The 19,678-nt window shown below is 50.3% G+C and carries 16 protein-coding genes and 2 pseudogenes; 14 read left to right on the forward strand and 4 right to left on the reverse strand.

Annotation, left to right across the window (positions count from 1 at the left end; genetic code table 11):
* Nucleotides 1-34: 34 nt before the first annotated feature.
* From C1P89_RS11060 to C1P89_RS11095, 8 genes and pseudogenes are all read left to right on the forward strand, one after another.
* Nucleotides 35-343: pseudogene (locus C1P89_RS11060) on the forward strand (aquaporin); the annotation flags it as partial.
* A gap of 494 nt (nucleotides 344-837) precedes the next feature.
* Nucleotides 838-1,737 (forward strand): L-lysine exporter LysO, encoded by a 900-nt coding sequence (gene lysO, locus C1P89_RS11065; RefSeq protein ID WP_000491142.1) that lies wholly within the window; start codon nucleotides 838-840, stop codon nucleotides 1,735-1,737.
* A 143-nt stretch (nucleotides 1,738-1,880) separates the two neighbouring features.
* Entirely contained in the window at nucleotides 1,881-3,533 is a 1,653-nt protein-coding gene (gene hcp / locus C1P89_RS11070) for a hydroxylamine reductase (RefSeq protein WP_000458770.1), read from the forward strand.
* An 11-nt stretch (nucleotides 3,534-3,544) separates the two neighbouring features.
* Nucleotides 3,545-4,513 carry an NADH oxidoreductase gene (gene hcr, locus C1P89_RS11075; protein ID WP_000178677.1) on the forward strand — a complete coding sequence of 323 codons (969 nt, stop codon included), beginning with the start codon at nucleotides 3,545-3,547 and terminating at the stop codon, nucleotides 4,511-4,513.
* Between the two features lie 132 nt (nucleotides 4,514-4,645).
* Nucleotides 4,646-6,364 carry a ubiquinone-dependent pyruvate dehydrogenase gene (gene poxB, locus C1P89_RS11080; RefSeq protein ID WP_000815362.1) on the forward strand — a complete coding sequence of 573 codons (1,719 nt, stop codon included), beginning with the start codon at nucleotides 4,646-4,648 and terminating at the stop codon, nucleotides 6,362-6,364.
* A 36-nt stretch (nucleotides 6,365-6,400) separates the two neighbouring features.
* Entirely contained in the window at nucleotides 6,401-7,402 is a 1,002-nt protein-coding gene (gene ltaE / locus C1P89_RS11085; protein ID WP_000566388.1) for a low-specificity L-threonine aldolase, read from the forward strand.
* Between the two features lie 10 nt (nucleotides 7,403-7,412).
* Nucleotides 7,413-8,843, forward strand: a complete 1,431-nt coding sequence (locus C1P89_RS11090) for an SDR family oxidoreductase (protein ID WP_001136558.1) — start codon at nucleotides 7,413-7,415, stop codon at nucleotides 8,841-8,843.
* A gap of 98 nt (nucleotides 8,844-8,941) precedes the next feature.
* Nucleotides 8,942-9,955, forward strand: a complete 1,014-nt coding sequence (locus C1P89_RS11095; RefSeq protein ID WP_005139652.1) for a 3-beta-hydroxysteroid dehydrogenase — start codon at nucleotides 8,942-8,944, stop codon at nucleotides 9,953-9,955.
* On the opposite strand, the gene amiD is transcribed toward C1P89_RS11095, so the two are convergent.
* The 3 genes from amiD to C1P89_RS11115 all read right to left on the reverse strand — a co-directional run bounded on the left by amiD (nucleotide 9,952) and on the right by C1P89_RS11115 (nucleotide 13,082).
* Nucleotides 9,952-10,782 (reverse strand): N-acetylmuramoyl-L-alanine amidase AmiD, encoded by an 831-nt coding sequence (gene amiD / locus C1P89_RS11100; RefSeq protein WP_001255170.1) that lies wholly within the window; start codon nucleotides 10,780-10,782, stop codon nucleotides 9,952-9,954. The genes C1P89_RS11095 and amiD overlap by 4 nt on opposite strands.
* Nucleotides 10,779-11,102 (reverse strand): heavy metal-binding domain-containing protein, encoded by a 324-nt coding sequence (locus C1P89_RS11105; RefSeq protein ID WP_001160737.1) that lies wholly within the window; start codon nucleotides 11,100-11,102, stop codon nucleotides 10,779-10,781. The genes amiD and C1P89_RS11105 overlap by 4 nt, the downstream gene beginning before the upstream one ends.
* 210 nt (nucleotides 11,103-11,312) lie before the next feature.
* Entirely contained in the window at nucleotides 11,313-13,082 is a 1,770-nt protein-coding gene (locus tag C1P89_RS11115; protein WP_005149092.1) for a pentapeptide repeat-containing protein, read from the reverse strand.
* 648 nt (nucleotides 13,083-13,730) lie between these two features.
* On the opposite strand from C1P89_RS11115, the pseudogene C1P89_RS11125 reads away from it, so the two are divergent.
* From C1P89_RS11125 to artJ, 6 genes and pseudogenes are all read left to right on the forward strand, one after another.
* Nucleotides 13,731-14,245, forward strand: a pseudogene (locus C1P89_RS11125) (lipoprotein).
* Between the two features lie 217 nt (nucleotides 14,246-14,462).
* Nucleotides 14,463-15,191 (forward strand): arginine ABC transporter ATP-binding protein ArtP, encoded by a 729-nt coding sequence (artP, locus tag C1P89_RS11130; protein ID WP_000027205.1) that lies wholly within the window; start codon nucleotides 14,463-14,465, stop codon nucleotides 15,189-15,191.
* 17 nt (nucleotides 15,192-15,208) lie between these two features.
* Nucleotides 15,209-15,940 (forward strand): arginine ABC transporter substrate-binding protein ArtI, encoded by a 732-nt coding sequence (artI, locus tag C1P89_RS11135; RefSeq protein WP_000756569.1) that lies wholly within the window; start codon nucleotides 15,209-15,211, stop codon nucleotides 15,938-15,940.
* Nucleotides 15,941-15,946: 6 nt separating this feature from the next.
* Nucleotides 15,947-16,663: an arginine ABC transporter permease ArtQ gene (gene artQ / locus C1P89_RS11140; RefSeq protein WP_001001691.1), complete on the forward strand. Its 717-nt coding sequence runs from the start codon at nucleotides 15,947-15,949 to the stop codon at nucleotides 16,661-16,663.
* The gene (gene artM / locus C1P89_RS11145) at nucleotides 16,663-17,331 is read left to right on the forward strand and encodes an arginine ABC transporter permease ArtM (RefSeq protein WP_000464493.1); all 669 of its coding nucleotides are present in this window, start codon (nucleotides 16,663-16,665) and stop codon (nucleotides 17,329-17,331) included. The genes artQ and artM overlap by 1 nt, the downstream gene beginning before the upstream one ends.
* 291 nt (nucleotides 17,332-17,622) lie before the next feature.
* Entirely contained in the window at nucleotides 17,623-18,354 is a 732-nt protein-coding gene (gene artJ, locus C1P89_RS11150) for an arginine ABC transporter substrate-binding protein ArtJ (RefSeq protein ID WP_005139635.1), read from the forward strand.
* Nucleotides 18,355-18,528: 174 nt separating this feature from the next.
* Here artJ and rlmC read toward each other — a convergent pair whose 3' ends face one another.
* Complete coding sequence (rlmC, locus tag C1P89_RS11155) at nucleotides 18,529-19,656, reverse strand: 23S rRNA (uracil(747)-C(5))-methyltransferase RlmC (protein ID WP_001149730.1); 1,128 nt, start codon at nucleotides 19,654-19,656, stop codon at nucleotides 18,529-18,531.
* Nucleotides 19,657-19,678: the final 22 nt, after the last annotated feature.

Here is a 19,678-nt window from a genome sequence, read left to right on the forward strand (position 1 = left end):
AAAACACCATCATACACTAAATCAGTAAGTTGGCAGCATCACCTCCGCGCTGGTAGTTGAACTGGTATTGAGTGCAGGTTTCCTGTTGGTGATCCACGGCGCAACCGACAAATTCGCGCCGGCAGGTTTTGCGCCGATCGCTATTGGTCTGGCCTTAACCCTGATTCACTTAATTAGTATTCCGGTGACTAACACTTCTGTTAACCCGGCGCGCAGCACCGCGGTTGCTATCTTCCAGGGCGGCTGGGCATTAGAACAACTGTGGTTCTTCTGGGTGGTGCCAATTGTCGGCGGCATTATCGGTGGTCTGATTTACCGGACCCTGCTGGAAAAGCGTGATTAATTAACGCAGAAGGCCTGGCGTAATGTCAGGCCTTTTTTTAAGATGTTGTTATATGTTGATTCATCATCTTGTTGCGCTCCTTTCATGAGCTAAGCCACATATTGCCACTGGCGCAAGGAGCGCGCAGGGGGCGGCCAATCGCCGCCGCCCCCTGCCCCCCCGGGCTCTGGCGAACAAAATCGCCGCTGCGCGGTGCCCTCGACTTATCCCTTACGGCTACCGGGTCGGGCGCGAGGTAACATCCCTGTAAAACGCGCCCTCAGCCCACATCCATGTGGGCTGCCCCGGCCTTCAGGGAACGCCTCGGCGATTTTGACGCCACCAACATCGGTGCAGTTTGTAATTAAAGCGCAAGAATATCTTTAAATGAAAACGAATACTCTACTGCTCCTTATGCATAACATTTCCTTTTAATTGCAACTTTACTCGTCCTTCCGCTTTCAGTAGTGTGTCATCGCGCATTTCGACTTCATCTTTGCAAGGACTGGGTTTTCATGTTTTCTGGGCTGTTAATCATTCTGGTTCCCCTGATTGTAGGTTACCTCATTCCGCTTCGCCAACAAGCTGCGTTAAAAGTTATTAATCAGCTATTAAGCTGGATGGTTTACCTTATTCTCTTTTTTATGGGTATCAGTCTGGCGTTTCTCGATAACCTCGCCAGTAACCTGTTGGCGATTCTGCATTATTCTGCCGTCAGTATTACCGTTATTTTACTGTGTAATATTGCCGCCCTGATGTGGCTGGAGCGAGGCCTGCCGTGGCGCAACCACCATCAGCAAGAAAAACTCCCGTCGCGTATTGCGATGGCGCTGGAGTCGCTAAAACTGTGCGGCGTAGTAGTGATTGGTTTTGCCATTGGTCTGAGTGGACTGGCTTTCTTACAACACGCGACCGAAGCCAGTGAATACACGTTAATTTTGCTACTTTTCCTCGTTGGTATTCAGTTGCGCAATAATGGCATGACCTTAAAGCAGATTGTCCTTAATCGCCGGGGAATGATTGTCGCCGTGGTGGTGGTTGTCAGTTCATTAATTGGTGGTTTAATTAACGCCTTTATTCTTGATCTCCCCATCAATACCGCGCTGGCAATGGCCTCCGGTTTCGGCTGGTATTCTCTTTCCGGTATTTTATTGACCGAATCTTTTGGTCCGGTAATCGGGAGCGCGGCGTTTTTTAATGATCTGGCCCGTGAACTGATTGCTATTATGTTGATCCCTGGGCTGATTCGCCGCAGCCGCTCTACTGCACTGGGCTTATGCGGTGCCACATCAATGGATTTCACCCTGCCCGTTCTTCAACGTACTGGCGGGCTGGATATGGTCCCGGCGGCAATTGTTCACGGTTTTATTCTTAGCCTGTTAGTGCCGATCCTCATCGCCTTTTTCTCTGCGTAATACCTCTCTGGCGGTAGATCCCTGCCGCCAAAATTGCGCTAAATCAATCTCCCTTAAAGTTGCATGAAAAATCCCTTTTATCCCCGCGTTAAGCGTCTTAACCTTAAACATGTATATTAAATATAACTTTAAAAGGTGTGATCATGTTTTGTGTGCAATGTGAACAAACTATCCGTACTCCGGCAGGAAACGGCTGCTCATACGCGCAGGGGATGTGTGGTAAAACGGCGGAAACTTCTGACCTTCAGGATTTACTCATCGCGGCGCTGCAAGGGCTTTCTGCCTGGGCGGTAAAAGCGTGTGAATACGGCATCATCAACCACGATGTTGACAGCTTCGCGCCACGTGCCTTTTTCTCAACCCTGACCAACGTTAACTTCGATTCTCCGCGTATTGTCGGCTACGCTCGTGAAGCGATTGCCTTGCGCGAGGCGCTGAAAGCACAATGCCTGGCTGTAGATGCCAACGCGCGCGTCGATAACCCGATGGCTGACCTGCAACTGGTGAGCGATGATCTCGGCGAGCTGCAACGTCAGGCAGCAGAATTTACCCCTAACAAAGATAAAGCGGCGATTGGCGAAAACATTCTCGGCCTGCGTCTGCTGTGCCTGTATGGCCTGAAAGGTGCGGCGGCCTATATGGAACACGCGCATGTTCTCGGTCAATACGACAACGATATTTATGCCCAGTACCATAAAATCATGGCGTGGCTGGGGACCTGGCCTGCCGATATGAACGCGCTTCTTGAGTGTTCAATGGAAATCGGCCAGATGAACTTCAAAGTGATGAGCATTCTGGATGCAGGCGAAACCGGTAAATACGGTCACCCGACGCCAACCCAGGTCAACGTCAAAGCGACGGCGGGTAAATGCATTCTGATTTCCGGTCACGATCTCAAAGATCTCTACAACCTGCTGGAACAGACCGAAGGCACGGGCGTTAATGTCTACACCCACGGCGAAATGCTGCCTGCGCATGGCTACCCGGAGCTGCGTAAATTCAAGCATCTGGTCGGTAACTACGGCAGCGGCTGGCAGAATCAGCAAGTGGAGTTCGCTCGTTTCCCTGGCCCCATCGTGATGACCTCGAACTGCATCATCGACCCAACCGTAGGCGCTTATGACGATCGTATCTGGACCCGCAGCATTGTTGGCTGGCCTGGCGTGCGTCATCTGGACGGTGATGATTTCTCTGCGGTTATCACCCAGGCGCAACAGATGGCAGGCTTCCCGTACAGCGAAATTCCGCACCTTATCACCGTGGGTTTTGGTCGCCAGACGCTGCTTGGCGCTGCTGATACGCTGATTGATCTGGTGAGCCGTGAAAAACTGCGTCATATCTTCCTGCTTGGTGGCTGTGACGGCGCACGCGGCGAGCGCCACTACTTCACCGATTTCGCCACCAGCGTGCCGGATGACTGCCTGATCCTGACCCTCGCCTGTGGTAAATATCGCTTTAACAAACTTGAGTTTGGCGATATCGAAGGTCTGCCGCGTCTGGTAGATGCAGGTCAATGTAACGATGCTTACTCAGCGATTATTCTGGCTGTCACTCTGGCAGAGAAACTGGGCTGTGGTGTGAACGATCTGCCGCTGTCGCTGGTGCTCTCCTGGTTTGAACAGAAAGCGATCGTCATTCTGCTGACGCTGCTTTCTCTGGGCGTGAAAAATATCGTCACCGGCCCGACTGCACCTGGTTTCCTGACACCAGACCTGCTGGCGGTGCTGAACGAGAAATTCGGCCTGCGTTCTATCACCACTGTTGAAGAAGACATGAAGCAACTGTTGAGCGCGTAAGGAGTTTGTCGATGACGATGCCAACGAATCAATGCCCGTGGCGGATGCAGGTTCATCACATTACGCAAGAAACGCCGGATGTGTGGACGATTTCCCTGATTTGCCACGATTACTACCCATATCGCGCCGGGCAATATGCACTGGTCAGCGTGCGAAACTCAGCGGAAACGCTGCGTGCTTACACCATTTCCTCCACGCCAGGCGTGAGTGAATATATCACCCTGACCGTGCGGCGGATTGATGACGGTGTCGGCTCCCAGTGGCTGACGCGCGATGTAAAACGCGGTGATTATCTCTGGCTTTCGGACGCGATGGGGGAATTTACCTGCGACGATAAAGCAGAAGATAAATTCCTGTTGCTGGCGGCAGGCTGCGGCGTCACGCCGATTATGTCGATGCGTCGCTGGCTTGCGAAGAACCGTCCACAGGCCGATGTGCGGGTGATCTACAACGTGCGTACGCCGCAGGATGTTATTTTCGCCGATGAGTGGCGTAACTATCCGGTAACGCTGGTGGCAGAAAATAACGTTACCGAAGGCTTTATCGCTGGTCGTCTCACTCGCGAACTGCTGGCAGGTGTACCTGACTTAGCTTCACGTACCGTGATGACCTGCGGCCCGGCTCCGTATATGGATTGGGTAGAGCAGGAAGTGAAAGCGCTCGGCGTGACGCGTTTCTTTAAAGAGAAATTCTTCACCCCAGTAGCAGAAGCGGCGACCAGCGGTCTGAAATTCACCAAACTGCAACCGGCACGAGAATTTTACGCCCCGGTTGGCACCACGCTACTGGAGGCGCTGGAAAGCAATAACGTTCCGGTTGTCGCTGCCTGCCGTGCGGGTGTTTGCGGCTGCTGTAAGACAAAAGTGGTTTCCGGTGAATATACGGTGAGCAGTACAATGACGCTGACCGACGCCGAAATCGCTGAAGGTTACGTACTGGCCTGCTCCTGCCATCCGCAGGGGGATTTGGTTCTCGCATAATCGCCTTATGCCCGATGATATTCCTTTCATCGGGCTATTTAACCGTTAGTGCCTCCTTTCTCTCCCATCCCTTCCCCCTCCGTCAGATGAACTAAACTTGTTACCGTTATCACATTCAGGAGATGGAGAACCATGAAACAAACGGTTGCAGCTTATATCGCCAAAACACTCGAATCGGCAGGGGTGAAACGCATCTGGGGAGTCACAGGCGACTCTCTGAACGGTCTTAGTGACAGTCTTAATCGCATGGGCACCATCGAGTGGATGTCCACCCGCCACGAAGAAGTGGCGGCCTTTGCCGCTGGCGCTGAAGCACAACTTAGCGGAGAACTGGCGGTCTGCGCCGGATCGTGCGGCCCCGGCAACCTGCACTTAATCAACGGCCTGTTCGATTGCCACCGCAATCACGTTCCGGTACTGGCGATTGCCGCTCATATTCCCTCCAGCGAAATTGGCAGCGGCTATTTCCAGGAAACCCACCCACAAGAGCTATTCCGCGAATGTAGTCACTATTGCGAGCTGGTTTCCAGCCCGGAGCAGATCCCACAAGTACTGGCGATTGCCATGCGCAAAGCGGTGCTTAACCGTGGCGTTTCGGTTGTCGTGTTACCAGGCGACGTGGCGTTAAAACCTGCGCCAGAAGGGGCAACCACGCACTGGTATCATGCGCCACAACCAGTCGTGACGCCGGAAGAAGAAGAGTTACGCAAACTGGCGCAACTGCTGCGTTATTCCAGCAATATCGCCCTGATGTGTGGCAGCGGCTGCGCGGGGGCGCATAAAGAGTTAGTTGAGTTTGCCGGGAAAATTAAAGCGCCTATTGTTCATGCCCTGCGCGGTAAAGAACATGTCGAATACGATAATCCGTATGATGTTGGAATGACCGGGTTAATCGGCTTCTCGTCAGGTTTCCATACCATGATGAACGCCGACACGTTAGTGCTACTCGGCACGCAATTTCCCTACCGCGCCTTCTACCCGACCGATGCCAAAATCATTCAGATTGATATCAACCCAGCCAGCATCGGCGCTCACAGCAAGGTGGATATGGCACTGGTCGGCGATATCAAGTCGACTCTGCGTGCATTGCTTCCATTGGTGGAAGAAAAAGCCGATCGCAAGTTTCTGGATAAAGCGCTGGAAGATTACCGCGACGCCCGCAAAGGGCTGGACGATTTAGCTAAACCGAGCGAGAAAGCCATTCACCCGCAATATCTGGCGCAGCAAATTAGTCATTTTGCCGCCGATGACGCTATTTTCACCTGTGACGTTGGTACGCCAACGGTGTGGGCGGCACGTTATCTAAAAATGAACGGCAAGCGTCGCCTGTTAGGTTCGTTTAACCACGGTTCGATGGCTAACGCCATGCCGCAGGCGCTGGGTGCGCAGGCGACAGAGCCAGAACGTCAGGTGGTCGCCATGTGCGGCGATGGCGGTTTTAGCATGTTGATGGGCGATTTCCTCTCAGTAGTGCAGATGAAACTGCCAGTGAAAATTGTCGTCTTTAACAACAGCGTGCTGGGCTTTGTGGCGATGGAGATGAAAGCTGGTGGCTATTTGACTGACGGCACCGAACTACACGACACAAACTTTGCCCGCATTGCCGAAGCGTGCGGCATTACGGGTATCCGTGTAGAAAAAGCGTCTGAAGTTGATGAAGCCCTGCAACGCGCCTTCTCCATCGACGGTCCGGTGCTGGTGGATGTGGTGGTCGCCAAAGAAGAGTTAGCCATTCCACCGCAGATCAAACTCGAACAGGCCAAAGGATTTAGCTTGTATATGTTGCGCGCAATCATCAGCGGACGCGGCGATGAAGTGATCGAACTGGCGAAAACGAACTGGCTAAGGTAAAAAGGGTGGCATTTCCCGTCATAATAAGGACATGCCATGATTGATTTACGCAGTGATACCGTTACCCGACCGAGCCGCGCCATGCTCGAAGCAATGATGGCCGCCCCGGTTGGGGACGACGTTTACGGAGACGACCCTACCGTTAATGCTCTGCAGGACTACGCCGCAGAGCTTTCCGGTAAAGAAGCCGCCATTTTTCTGCCGACCGGCACCCAGGCTAACCTGGTCGCTCTGCTCAGTCACTGCGAACGCGGCGAAGAGTATATTGTCGGTCAGGCCGCGCATAATTATCTGTTTGAAGCCGGTGGCGCAGCGGTGCTGGGCAGTATTCAACCGCAACCCATCGACGCGGCTGCCGACGGCACGCTACCGCTGGATAAAGTGGCGATGAAAATCAAACCCGACGATATCCATTTCGCCCGCACCAAATTACTCAGTCTAGAAAACACCCACAACGGCAAAGTGCTGCCGCGTGAATACCTGAAAGAAGCATGGGAATTTACCCGCAAGCGCAATCTGGCGCTGCATGTTGACGGTGCGCGCATCTTTAATGCCGTGGTGGCTTACGGCTGCGAACTGAAAGAGATCACGCAATATTGTGATTCGTTCACCATTTGCCTGTCGAAAGGTCTTGGGACGCCAGTCGGTTCATTACTCGTCGGTAATCGTGATTACATTAAACGTGCCATCCGCTGGCGGAAAATGGCCGGTGGCGGGATGCGTCAGTCCGGGATTCTGGCTGCCGCCGGGATGTATGCCCTGAAAAATAACGTCGCACGGTTGCAGGAAGATCACGACAACGCCGCCTGGATGGCGGAGCAACTGCGTGAAGCAGGCGCGGATGTGATGCGTCAGGACACTAATATGCTGTTTGTTCGCGTCGGGGAAGAAAATGCTGCCGCGTTAGGCGAATACATGAAAGCGAGAAACGTGCTGATTAACGCCTCGCCGATTGTCCGCCTGGTGACGCATCTTGACGTCTCGCGCGAACAACTGGCGGAAGTCGCCGCCCACTGGCGCGCATTCCTGGCGCGTTAAGGAGAGAGACGTGCCGCAACGCATTTTAGTTCTCGGTGCCAGTGGCTACATTGGTCAGCATCTGGTGCGCACACTCAGCCAGCAAGGGCATCAGATCCTGGCGGCGGCACGTCATGTCGACAGGCTTGCAAAGCTGCAACTGGCAAACGTCAGTTGCCATAAAGTCGATCTCAGCTGGCCGGATAACCTTCCGGCCCTGTTGCAGGATATCGATACCGTCTATTTTCTGGTGCACAGCATGGGCGAAGGCGGCGATTTTATCGCTCAGGAGCGCCAGGTGGCTCTCAACGTCCGCGATGCGCTACGTGAAGTACCAGTTAAGCAATTAATCTTTCTCAGTTCGTTGCAGGCCCCGCCACATGAGCAGTCGGATCATCTGCGTGCTCGTCAGGCTACGGCGGACATTCTTCGTGAAGCGAATGTACCTGTGACCGAACTTCGGGCCGGAATTATCGTTGGCGCAGGTTCAGCGGCGTTCGAAGTCATGCGCGATATGGTCTACAACCTGCCAGTGTTAACGCCGCCACGCTGGGTACGTTCACGCACCACGCCCATCGCGCTGGAAAACTTGCTGCACTATCTGGTGGCGTTGTTAGATCATCCGGCCAGCGAACACCGCATCTTCGAAGCCGCCGGACCAGAGGTGCTCAGTTATCAGCAACAGTTTGAACATTTTATGGCGGTGAGCGGTAAGCGCCGCTGGTTGATCCCCATCCCCCTCCCCACCCGCTGGATTTCGGTGTGGTTTCTCAATGTGATTACTTCCGTACCGCCCACCACCGCCAGGGCGTTGATTCAGGGGCTGAAACACGATCTGCTGGCGGATGATACCGCGCTACGTGCACTCATCCCACAACGGCTGATCGCTTTCGATGACGCGGTACGTAGCACGTTGAAAGAGGAGGAAAAACTGGTCAACTCCAGCGACTGGGGCTACGACGCTCAGGCCTTTGCCCGCTGGCGACCGGAGTACGGTTATTTTGCCAAACAGGCGGGGTTTACCGTTAAAACGTCCGCCAGCCTTGCTGCTTTATGGCAGGTAGTGAACCAAATCGGCGGTAAAGAGCGTTATTTCTTTGGCAATATTTTGTGGCAGACACGGGCGTTGATGGACCGCGCGATCGGTCATAAGCTGGCGAAAGGCCGCCCGGAGCGCGAATATTTACAGACTGGCGATGCGGTGGATAGCTGGAAAGTGATTGTCGTTGAACCGGAAAAACAACTTACGTTGTTATTTGGCATGAAAGCGTCGGGGCTGGGACGACTGTGTTTTAGCCTGGAAGATAAAGGCGACTATCGTACTATCGATGTCCGCGCTTTCTGGCATCCGCACGGTATGCCGGGGCTGTTTTACTGGTTATTGATGATCCCCGCGCATCTGTTTATTTTTCGCGGAATGGCAAAACAAATCGCCAGACTGGCAGAACAAAGCACAGATTAATCGACAAAACCTGCGTTATTCTTTCATGTTTCCCATTGCATCATGGGGGAAATCACGGAAGAATGCGCACGTCATTTTCTCAACAACAGTGGATTGATATGAAGGTACTGGTTACCGGCGCCACCAGCGGCTTAGGTCGAAACGCGGTAGAGTTTTTATGCCAGAAAGGCATCAGCGTGCGAGCGACCGGTCGCAACGAGGCAATGGGCAAATTGCTGGAAAAAATGGGCGCAGAGTTTGTTCCGGCGGATCTGACCGAGCTGGTTTCATCACAAGCTAAAGTGATGCTCGCGGGCATTGATACGCTGTGGCACTGCTCCAGCTTTACCTCACCCTGGGGGACACAACAGGCTTTCGATCTGGCTAACGTTCGCGCCACTCGCCGCCTGGGTGAATGGGCTGTCGCCTGGGGTGTGCGTAACTTTATTCATATCTCTTCCCCCTCCCTGTACTTCGATTATCACCACCATCGCGATATTAAAGAAGATTTTCGCCCTCACCGCTTCGCCAACGAGTTTGCCCGCAGCAAAGCAGCCAGCGAAGAAGTGATCAATATGCTTTCGCAGGCGAATCCACAAACGCGCTTTACTATTCTGCGCCCACAAAGTCTGTTCGGACCGCACGATAAAGTCTTTATTCCCCGTCTGGCGCATATGATGCACCACTACGGCAGTATTCTGTTACCGCATGGCGGCAGTGCGCTGGTCGATATGACCTACTATGAAAATACCGTGCACGCAATGTGGCTGGCAAGCCAGGAAGCCTGCGATAAGCTACCTTCCGGGCGTGTGTACAATATCACCAACGGCGAGCATCGCACACTGCGCAGCATCGTGCAGAAGCTGATCGACGAGTTGAATATTGACTGTCGTATTCGTTCCGTCCCCTACCCGATGCTGGATATGATCGCCCGCAGCATGGAGCGTTTAGGCCGCAAGTCAGCAAAAGAGCCGCCGCTGACCCACTACGGCGTCTCCAAGTTGAATTTTGACTTTACGCTGGATATTACGCGTGCGCAGGAAGAGTTAGGTTATCAGCCGATCATCACCCTAGATGAAGGTATCGAGAAAACTGCCGCCTGGCTACGCGACCACGGAAAACTGCCGCGCTAATCCTGCCCGTATTTCTCCAGCAATGCTTCGGCAATCGCCTGAGTTTCTGCATCCGCTTCGCCGTTATATAACGTCGGGCGGAAATGCATCTGGAATGCCATAATCACGCGCCGCTGCTCGCGCGGTGTCATATCAGGTTTAACGTCATAACCGTAGCGCGCCAAAAGCTCCAGCAATGACGCGGTATCTACCGGTGTGTGCGGCGCGCGCCCGGCAAGGTAAAAGTTAACCCGCTGCGCATCCGGCCAGGCACCAATCCCCTGCTGCGCCAGTTGCTGCCAGGGAAATAATGGCCCCGGATCGTCTTTGCGCTGCGGTGCGATATCCGCATGTGCCACTACGTTTTCCGGCTTGATGTGATAACGGGCAATAATATCTTTCGCCAGTGGAATAAGCGCCTGAATCTGTGTCGGTTCAAACGGGGCAAAATATTTCACTCCGGCCGATTTTTGCCAGCCACGGTTTTCCAGCTCAATGCCAATAGAGGTGTCGTTAAGGCGCGTTGCCCCGCGCCAGGCGCTAATCCCCGCATGCCAGGCCAGTTCTTGTTCCGGCACCAGTTGCCAGATGCGCGGTTTACCGTTGTATCGCGGTGGTACCGCAGGGACCAGATAATGCGAGCTGACCTGCTTATCGGTCAGTGTCGCCAGCGAGCTATCAAAATCATCTGCGGTGTAGTGGATCACCAGCACTTTAATGCGCGGATACGCCGCCTGCGCCTGGCGTCGGGTATCAAGCTGATATCCCTCTTTCTCGACAATGCCTTTTTCGCCTGCACACCCTGCCAATAACAGAGCGGCAGCGACCAGCCAGAAGACTCTTCTCATCGACGCGTTTTCACCGCCGTACCGCTGACGCTAACCATCAGCATACTGCCGTTTTGCCCGACCGTTTCGTAGTCGATATCAATACCGACGACGGCATCGGCCCCCAGCGCCCGCGCCTGGGAGCCTAATTCCTCAAAGGCGATCTCCCGTGCTTTACGCAGTTCTTTTTCATACGCACCGGAACGTCCGCCAACGATATCGCGGATACCGGCAAAGAAATCACGGAAAATATTGGCACCTAAAATCGCTTCGCCGGTCACCACACCGCAATATTCAACGATGGTCTGGCCTTCCAGAGTTGGGGTTGTAGAAAATTGCATGATCGATCTCCTTGTTTGTTAAGCCTTCGATCTCTAAAGCATTATCGAACTGATATGCCATGTTGGGAAGAAGGTTTTGATCAGTTTAGGAAATCATCTCATTGTGTCAAAAACACCCACTTAAGTCTTTACGATTATCCGTTGCATAACCCGATATTGGTTTCATTATAGGGTACCGCTTACCTGTCTTATTATGTTGCACCAACAACATTAATGAGCGGAAAGAGGCAACTTATATTGTAAATGACTCCTAAAGTCTTCCCCATCTTGTGACTGAGGTATATACCTCTGGATTGCTTTTTGGTCAGACGCCGCAAAACAAGAAAGTAATAAGATCTCAATGCTTTTGTCATTAATATAAGCGAAGATCATTCTTGCAAATTCGTAAATAAACGCCCGTTCCTGAGCGCTTAATAGTTTAATGCAATATTTATTCTTAAGAGAGAAAATAATTTCAAGGAAAGCATCCGCAGCAACCTTCACGTTATTCCCGGCGCTCATATTATATATATCCCTTGCACAGATAGAGTACAGAGATAGTAAACAGCCATACAAATAATCATTTATTAACTCTTTTGTCCATTTTACTGGCAACCATGGTTTTATCTTGACACCATGCATACTACAGTCATGAAAAAGACATTTGCTGAAATTAACTCTTATCATATCAACATTAAAAAAATGGCAATTAATAAATTTTAAAGAATGAGTATTTACGTTGTTAATTTTAACAGATCTAAACGAAACATTTTTGAATACATTATTTATTATATTGCTATTTGTTATTTTAACATCACCTAAACTGCCGTTTTCAAAACAACATTTTTTCAATATGCTTTCATTCACAACAGTGTGTGATAAGTAGAGATTACTTATGTTTTGCTTTATTAATGCCACGTCATTAAAATGACTATATTTAATGAAAAAACCATCATTGAGTAGTGTTTTAAGATTGACTAAATTACTTGCATCTTCACGTACCATCGTGGCAACTGGAACAGGCAGAGACATGAAAACTTCTTCATTCACCATCAAGTGAATCATGCATTGCGTTCCCTTTGTCATATCCACACATACGCTACAAATATCGTGGTAATGCGAAGAGCGCATTTCAGGAAACAGATTAAACACGGTATCTTGAAAGGCACTAAATCGTGTTAATAAATCCTGATAATGAACAGGTTTTGTTTCAAAATTATCATCAGCAAATCCAAGCACTATTGTATGCTCTACATCTAACGCAGTTTCAAATGGCTCTTCTTCTGTAAAATCATTATTTAAAACCTCACCTGACGTATTATCACTGTCATAAAAAGTGTTCATCAATGCGATATTATTTGTTACAGCGTCTTTTTCGATATTCTCACTAATTGCATATCGCCTGCTATAATCATAAAAATGAATAAACGCGCCCTTTATAAAGGATATATATTGTTCTTTGTTAAAGTCAATACGGCTGTATAATTTTTCAAAAATCACATTCGCAATTTTACTACCAATGGTATGCCTGTATAATAATGGGTGCGATTCAATCGTAAAATGCTTGTCTAATTGATCTTGTAATTTATTCTCATAGTCCAGAGGGAAAAGAAACTGTTGTCTTTCAAGTTTCCCATTCGATACATTACGTATTCCAATAGAGATTCTTTCATTACCCGCCTTTATTTCAACTTCGTTATCTTCTGATTTACCCAGATATTTTTTAACATCAGTCTCGAAAGCATTACTAAAAAAAGTATTAAATTGGTAATTCGCTGATGGCATATTTTCCGCGAGCAACACATCATTTTTTATGAGATCACTGTCAGCATTTATTGCTAATATCAGATGCAAGTAGATGGTATCCCATGTAGACAACTCACCCTTACGACTGGAATTTAATATCGCGAAAAATTCCCTCAGTGAATCCAGGAAATTATCACTTTGATTTAGTTGTGTGCCTGGAAATGATGATGCTTGATCAGATATATTGTTTATCATATTAAAAATCACCCAAGAAAAACGATAATCCACCGAACTCCTCGTGCTTTATAATTATAAAAGCACAACGCCTTTTATATTCATATTAATTAACGAGATACTGAAACAACTTAATTTATTCTTCGCTAAAATTCATTAGCTTAAATTCTTTACCCACAATTGTAGCATAAATAATATTATCGAGAGTCAAAGCTGGGACTATCAAATTTCGCTCATTTTCAAAAATACAACGTAATTTTGGCAATCATCTTAATCGCAGGATCTCTTATCGCATGTGAAAAATTTTGTAATGATTAGACAATAACCGCGTTCATTTATCACGCGTTATAAATGTGAAACTGGCTTCTTGCAGATGCTCTTAACCTCTACAGGAGGATTTATACCACCATTTCAGAACTATCATATTTACCTTAAATGATCATTTCAGCCATATAACACGCTCAACCTCACAAATGGTTTACACTGTCTATTGTTTGGGTAATTTAAGTAAGTCAGCTACGAGCAACCTTGAGTGGATAGCCAGCAATGGACTCAAACCCAATCAGGTGTTCAGATTGTTTCAGAATTGTATTAAAAACAATGTATTAAATAATCTGATAGCGTTTGGTCGTAGTGTGACGCAGACAGCAAGCTAATAAGGAAATGATTATGCGCTACCGTTCACTATCTCTACTTATTCCATGTGCACTGCTGCTGAGTGCCTGTACCACCGTCACGCCAGCTTATAAAGATAACGGTCCCCGCACCGGTTCCTGTGTCCAGGGGGGCCTGACAGCGTGGCTCAACAATTCTATGACTACCGCATTCAACATCGCAGCAATGACATTACCGCCCTGCGCCCCTATTTGAGTGACAAACTGGCAACCCTTCTTAGCGATGCCAGCCGCGATAATAGTCATCGTGAATTGTTAAGCAGCGATCCGTTCTCCAGTCGAACCACCTTGCCAGATAGCGCCCACGTTGCCAGTGCATCGACTATCCCTAATCGTGATGCCCGTAACATTCCATTGCGCGTAGATCTCAAACAGGGTGACCAGGGTTGGCAGGATGAAGTGTTAATGATTCAGGAAGGCCAGTGTTGGGTCATCGACGATGTGCGCTACTTAGGCGGCAGCGTTCATGCCACGGCGGGTACGCTCCGTCAGTCCATCGAGAATCGCTAACGCCTTGATCAACCAATAAACCCCGTAAATTGTCCGGCATTTCGTGAGGAATGCCGACATTTATGCTCGCCGACCACCGCCCCCGTTATTTTGTGCTATGTTTATTGAATAATGCGCTTTGCTTTTAACTTTTAAAGCAGAAATATTGCATAATTATTCTGTCAAAGGTACTATCTTCGACCTCAATAGCTATCAGACTGCCAGTATACGAGTGTCAATGAGTATTCAATTAAACGGCATTAATTGCTTCTACGGCGCGCATCAGGCGCTGTTCGATATCACGCTGGATTGCCCACAGGGCGAAACGCTGGTGTTACTTGGCCCCAGCGGCGCGGGTAAAAGCTCGCTGCTGCGTGTACTCAATCTGCTTGAGATGCCACGCTCCGGTACGCTCAACATTGCAGGCAACCATTTCGATTTCACCAAAACACCCTCTGACAAAGCGATTCGCGATTTGCGTCGTAACGTTGGCATGGTGTTTCAGCAATACAACCTGTGGCCGCATCTGACCGTGCAGCAAAACCTGATTGAAGCGCCCTGCCGTGTACTGGGGTTGAGTAAAGATCAGGCGCTGGCCCGTGCAGAAAAACTGCTGGAACGTCTGCGTCTCAAACCTTATAGCGATCGTTACCCGCTGCATCTTTCTGGTGGTCAGCAGCAGCGTGTTGCTATTGCCCGTGCGTTGATGATGGAACCGCAGGTACTGCTGTTCGATGAACCGACCGCCGCACTGGACCCGGAAATTACGGCACAAATCGTCAGCATCATTCGTGAGCTGGCAGAAACGAATATTACCCAGGTGATCGTCACCCACGAAGTTGAAGTGGCGCGTAAAACCGCCAGCCGAGTGGTGTATATGGAAAATGGTCATATCGTAGAACAAGGCGACGCGAGCTGCTTTACCGAGCCGCAAACCGAAGCATTTAAAAACTATCTCTCTCACTAAGATTCGGGATAACAACAATGAAAAAAGTTCTGATTGCCGCGTTAATTGCAGGTTTTAGTCTTTCCGCCACAGCTGCCGAAACCATTCGTTTTGCTACCGAAGCATCCTATCCTCCGTTTGAATCGATTGATGCAAACAACCAGATCGTTGGTTTTGACGTCGACCTGGCACAAGCGCTGTGTAAAGAGATTGATGCAACCTGCACTTTCTCTAACCAGGCGTTTGACAGCCTGATCCCAAGCCTGAAATTCCGTCGCGTAGAAGCCGTGATGGCGGGCATGGATATCACTCCGGAGCGTGAAAAGCAGGTGCTGTTTACCACCCCGTACTATGACAACTCTGCCCTGTTTGTGGGTCAGCAAGGCAAATACACCAGTGTTGATCAGCTGAAAGGCAAAAAAGTCGGCGTACAGAACGGGACGACACACCAGAAATTCATTATGGATAAGCACCCGGAAATCACTACCGTTCCGTATGACAGCTACCAGAACGCAAAACTGGATCTGCAAAACGGGCGTATCGACGGCGTCTTCGGTGACACCGCAGTGGTCACTGAGTGGCTGAAAGATAACCCGAAACTGGCGGCGGTGGGCGACAAAGTGACCGATAAAGATTACTTCGGCACTGGCCTCGGCATCGCGGTACGTCAGGGCAACACTGAGCTGCAGCAGAAACTCAACACTGCGCTGGAAAAAGTGAAGAAAGATGGCACTTACGAAACCATCTACAACAAATGGTTCCAGAAGTAATTCCTGATGAATGAATTTTTTCCTTTAGCAAGCGCCGCCGGGATGACCGTCGGCCTTGCCGTTTGTGCATTGATTGTCGGGCTGGCGCTGGCGATGTTCTTTGCGGTATGGGAGTCGGCAAAATGGCGTCCTGTCGCGTGGGCAGGTTCAGCGCTGGTAACCATTCTGCGTGGCCTGCCAGAAATTCTGGTGGTGCTGTTTATCTATTTTGGCTCCTCGCAGCTGCTGCTGACGCTTTCGGATGGCTTCACTATCAATCTTGGGTTCGTGCAGATCCCAGTGCAGATGGACATTGAGAACTTCGACGTTAGCCCGTTCCTTTGTGGTGTCATCGCTCTGTCACTGCTGTATGCCGCCTATGCCTCGCAAACGCTTCGGGGCGCGTTGAAAGCGGTGCCGGTGGGTCAGTGGGAGTCTGGTCAGGCGCTGGGGCTGTCGAAATCGGCTATCTTTTTCCGTCTGGTGATGCCGCAGATGTGGCGTCATGCGCTGCCTGGCCTCGGTAACCAGTGGCTGGTGCTGCTGAAAGATACCGCGCTGGTCAGTTTGATTAGTGTGAATGATTTAATGCTGCAAACAAAAAGCATCGCTACTCGTACCCAGGAACCATTTACCTGGTACATTGTGGCGGCGGCGATTTACCTGGTGATCACCCTGCTCAGTCAGTACATTCTCAAACGCATTGACCTGCGCGCGACACGTTTTGAGCGGAGGCCCAGCTAATGTTTGAGTATTTACCCGAACTGATGAAAGGGCTACACACCAGCCTGACGCTAACCGTTGCCTCGCTGATTGTGGCACTGATTCTGGCATTGATTTTTACCATCATCCTGACGCTGAAAACGCCGGTGCTGGTGTGGCTGGTGCGGGGTTATATCACGCTGTTTACCGGTACGCCGCTGCTGGTGCAGATCTTCCTGATTTATTACGGGCCGGGCCAGTTTCCGACGTTGCAGGAGTATCCGGCACTGTGGCATTTGTTGTCAGAACCGTGGTTATGTGCGCTGATTGCGTTATCGCTGAACAGTGCGGCGTATACCACGCAGCTGTTTTACGGTGCAATTCGTGCGATCCCAGAAGGTCAGTGGCAGTCCTGTAGCGCCCTGGGAATGAGCAAAAAAGATACGCTGGCGCTCCTGCTGCCGTATGCCTTTAAACGCTCGCTCTCTTCTTATTCCAACGAAGTGGTGCTGGTGTTCAAAAGTACCTCTCTGGCTTACACCATTACGCTGATGGAAGTGATGGGATACAGCCAGTTGTTGTACGGACGCACCTACGATGTAATGGTGTTCGGTGCGGCAGGGATTATTTACCTGGTCGTCAACGGCCTGCTGACGCTGATGATGCGTCTGATCGAGCGCAAAGCACTGGCATTCGAACGGCGGAATTAATGTAGCTGCGTACATTCGCCGGGGGGGTTTGTAGGTCTGATAAGACGCGCCAGCGTCGCATCAGACATCAGCACGGTGCCTGTGCCGGATGCGGCGTGGACGCCTTATCCGGCCTACATAGTGCATAAATTCTTATAATGAAGACGGACAACTCACTAAGTTATCCGTCTTTTTTTATTTCATTTAAATTATTTAATCATATTTATTGCATATAAATTCACTTGATGGCATTGTTATCCCATGCCGCAGACACGGCCAAAAATCATAAGATTGACAGACGGGAGTTCCATCATGAAAAAGTTAGTTCTTGCCGCTTTACTTGCTTCCTTTACTTTCGGTGCTTCTGCCGCAGAGAAAATCAATTTTGGCGTTTCAGCCACCTATCCACCCTTTGAATCTATAGGTGCTAATAATGAGATTGTCGGCTTTGATATCGATCTGGCAAAAGCCTTGTGCAAACAAATGCAGGCAGAATGTACTTTTACTAATCACGCGTTCGACAGCCTGATCCCGTCACTGAAATTCAGAAAATATGACTCCGTAATCTCCGGTATGGATATCACGCCCGAGCGTAGCAAGCAGGTATCGTTTACCACGCCCTACTATGAAAACTCAGCCGTCGTGATTGCCAAAAAAGATACCTACAAAACGTTTGCCGATCTGAAAGGCAAACGTATTGGGATGGAAAACGGCACCACGCACCAGAAATATATTCAGGATCAGCACCCCGAAGTGAAAACTGTCTCCTATGACAGTTATCAGAATGCCTTTATCGATCTGAAAAATGGTCGTATTGATGGGGTATTTGGTGACACAGCGGTGGTAAACGAATGGCTGAAAACCAATCCGCAACTGGGCGTTGCTACTGAAAAAGTGACCGATCCGCAATACTTCGGCACCGGTCTGGGCATCGCTGTACGTCCGGATAACAAAGCTCTGCTGGAAAAACTGAATAACGCGCTGGCAGCAATTAAAGCTGACGGTACATATCAGAAAATCAATGACCAGTGGTTCCCGCAGTAATTGAGACTGATGACAAAAGTAAGATTGCCTGATGCGCTGCGCTTATCTGGCCCACATCAACTCTGCAATGTATTGATTTAGCATGATTTTGTAGGCCGGATAAGGCGTACACGCCGCATCCGGCATGAACAAAGCGCACCTGATCAGCAATCTGAAGCCGCACCTGCGGCTTTTTTATTGCTTCACCAGCAGCGTCATCACTTCATAGTGCGCGGTGTGCGGGAACATATCAAAAAGCTGTACCCGTTCGATGCGGTAACCTGGCAGTTCGCGGATATCTTTCGCCATGGTTTGGGCGTTACAGCTGGAGTAGATAATAAAACGCGGTGCCATCGTTGAGAGATAATCACACAGCGGTTTACCAATGCCGCGGCGCGGCGGGTTAACCAGCACCAGCTCCGGCACATCCCCCTGAGCGGTGGCAAACTGAGTGGAGTCCAGCGCCTGAAATTGCAAACGCGTTAAGCCCAGTTCAGCGGCTGACTGCTTTGCACAGGCAATGGCCTCTGATGCAATTTCGATCCCGGTTAACTGCATGTCAGGCGTCGCGCAGTGTAAACCAAAGCCACCCACACCGCAGAACAGATCCCACATATGTTTAACTGGCAGCTGCCGTACCCAGTCGCGCGCGGTAGCGTACAGCTGGCTGGCGACCGCCGGATTAGTCTGGAAGAAACTTTGCGGACGGATCCACAGCGGTACGTCATTAAAACGCTCTGCCAGCGCCTGTTGTTCAGTCAGGTAGATCTCCGTCTCCCCTTCCATAATCGCCATATGTACCGGCTGAATATTGACGGTAATAACTTTCAGTTGCGGTAGTTGTTCCTGTAACCACGGCAGCGCCTTACGCAGTTGTGCCAGTTTGGTTTCAGAACGCAGTACAAAGCGCAGCATCATGCCGCCATCGCTCTGGCTTTCAGTCAGCAGAATGTATTTCAGTTCGCCACGCTTACGCGCCACGTTGTAGGGCGTTAACCCCGCACGGGCGATAAACGGTTTTAGCGCCGCAAAAACGGGCGCAAAAGAGGCAGGATAAAGCGGGCAGTCACAAAGGTCTTCCGGCGTGCCATCGCGATGCAGCATACCGAGCAGTGGTTTTTCAACGCTACCACTCACCACCATTTTGGCTTTATTACGAAACCCTTGTTCCGGGCCTGACACCGGCGCGCACCATTCCTCAACCGGAAAATCGGCGAGCAGATTTTTAAGATCGGCGGTTTTAGCGGAGAGTTGCTCTGGAATCGGCTGCGTTATCCACTGACAGGAACGACAGCGACCCGCGTCGTAAAGTGCGCACTGCATACATTGACCTTCACATCATCAG

The organism is Shigella sonnei (assembly GCF_002950395.1).
In the GTDB taxonomy this organism is placed as follows: Bacteria; Pseudomonadota; Gammaproteobacteria; order Enterobacterales; family Enterobacteriaceae; genus ECMA0423.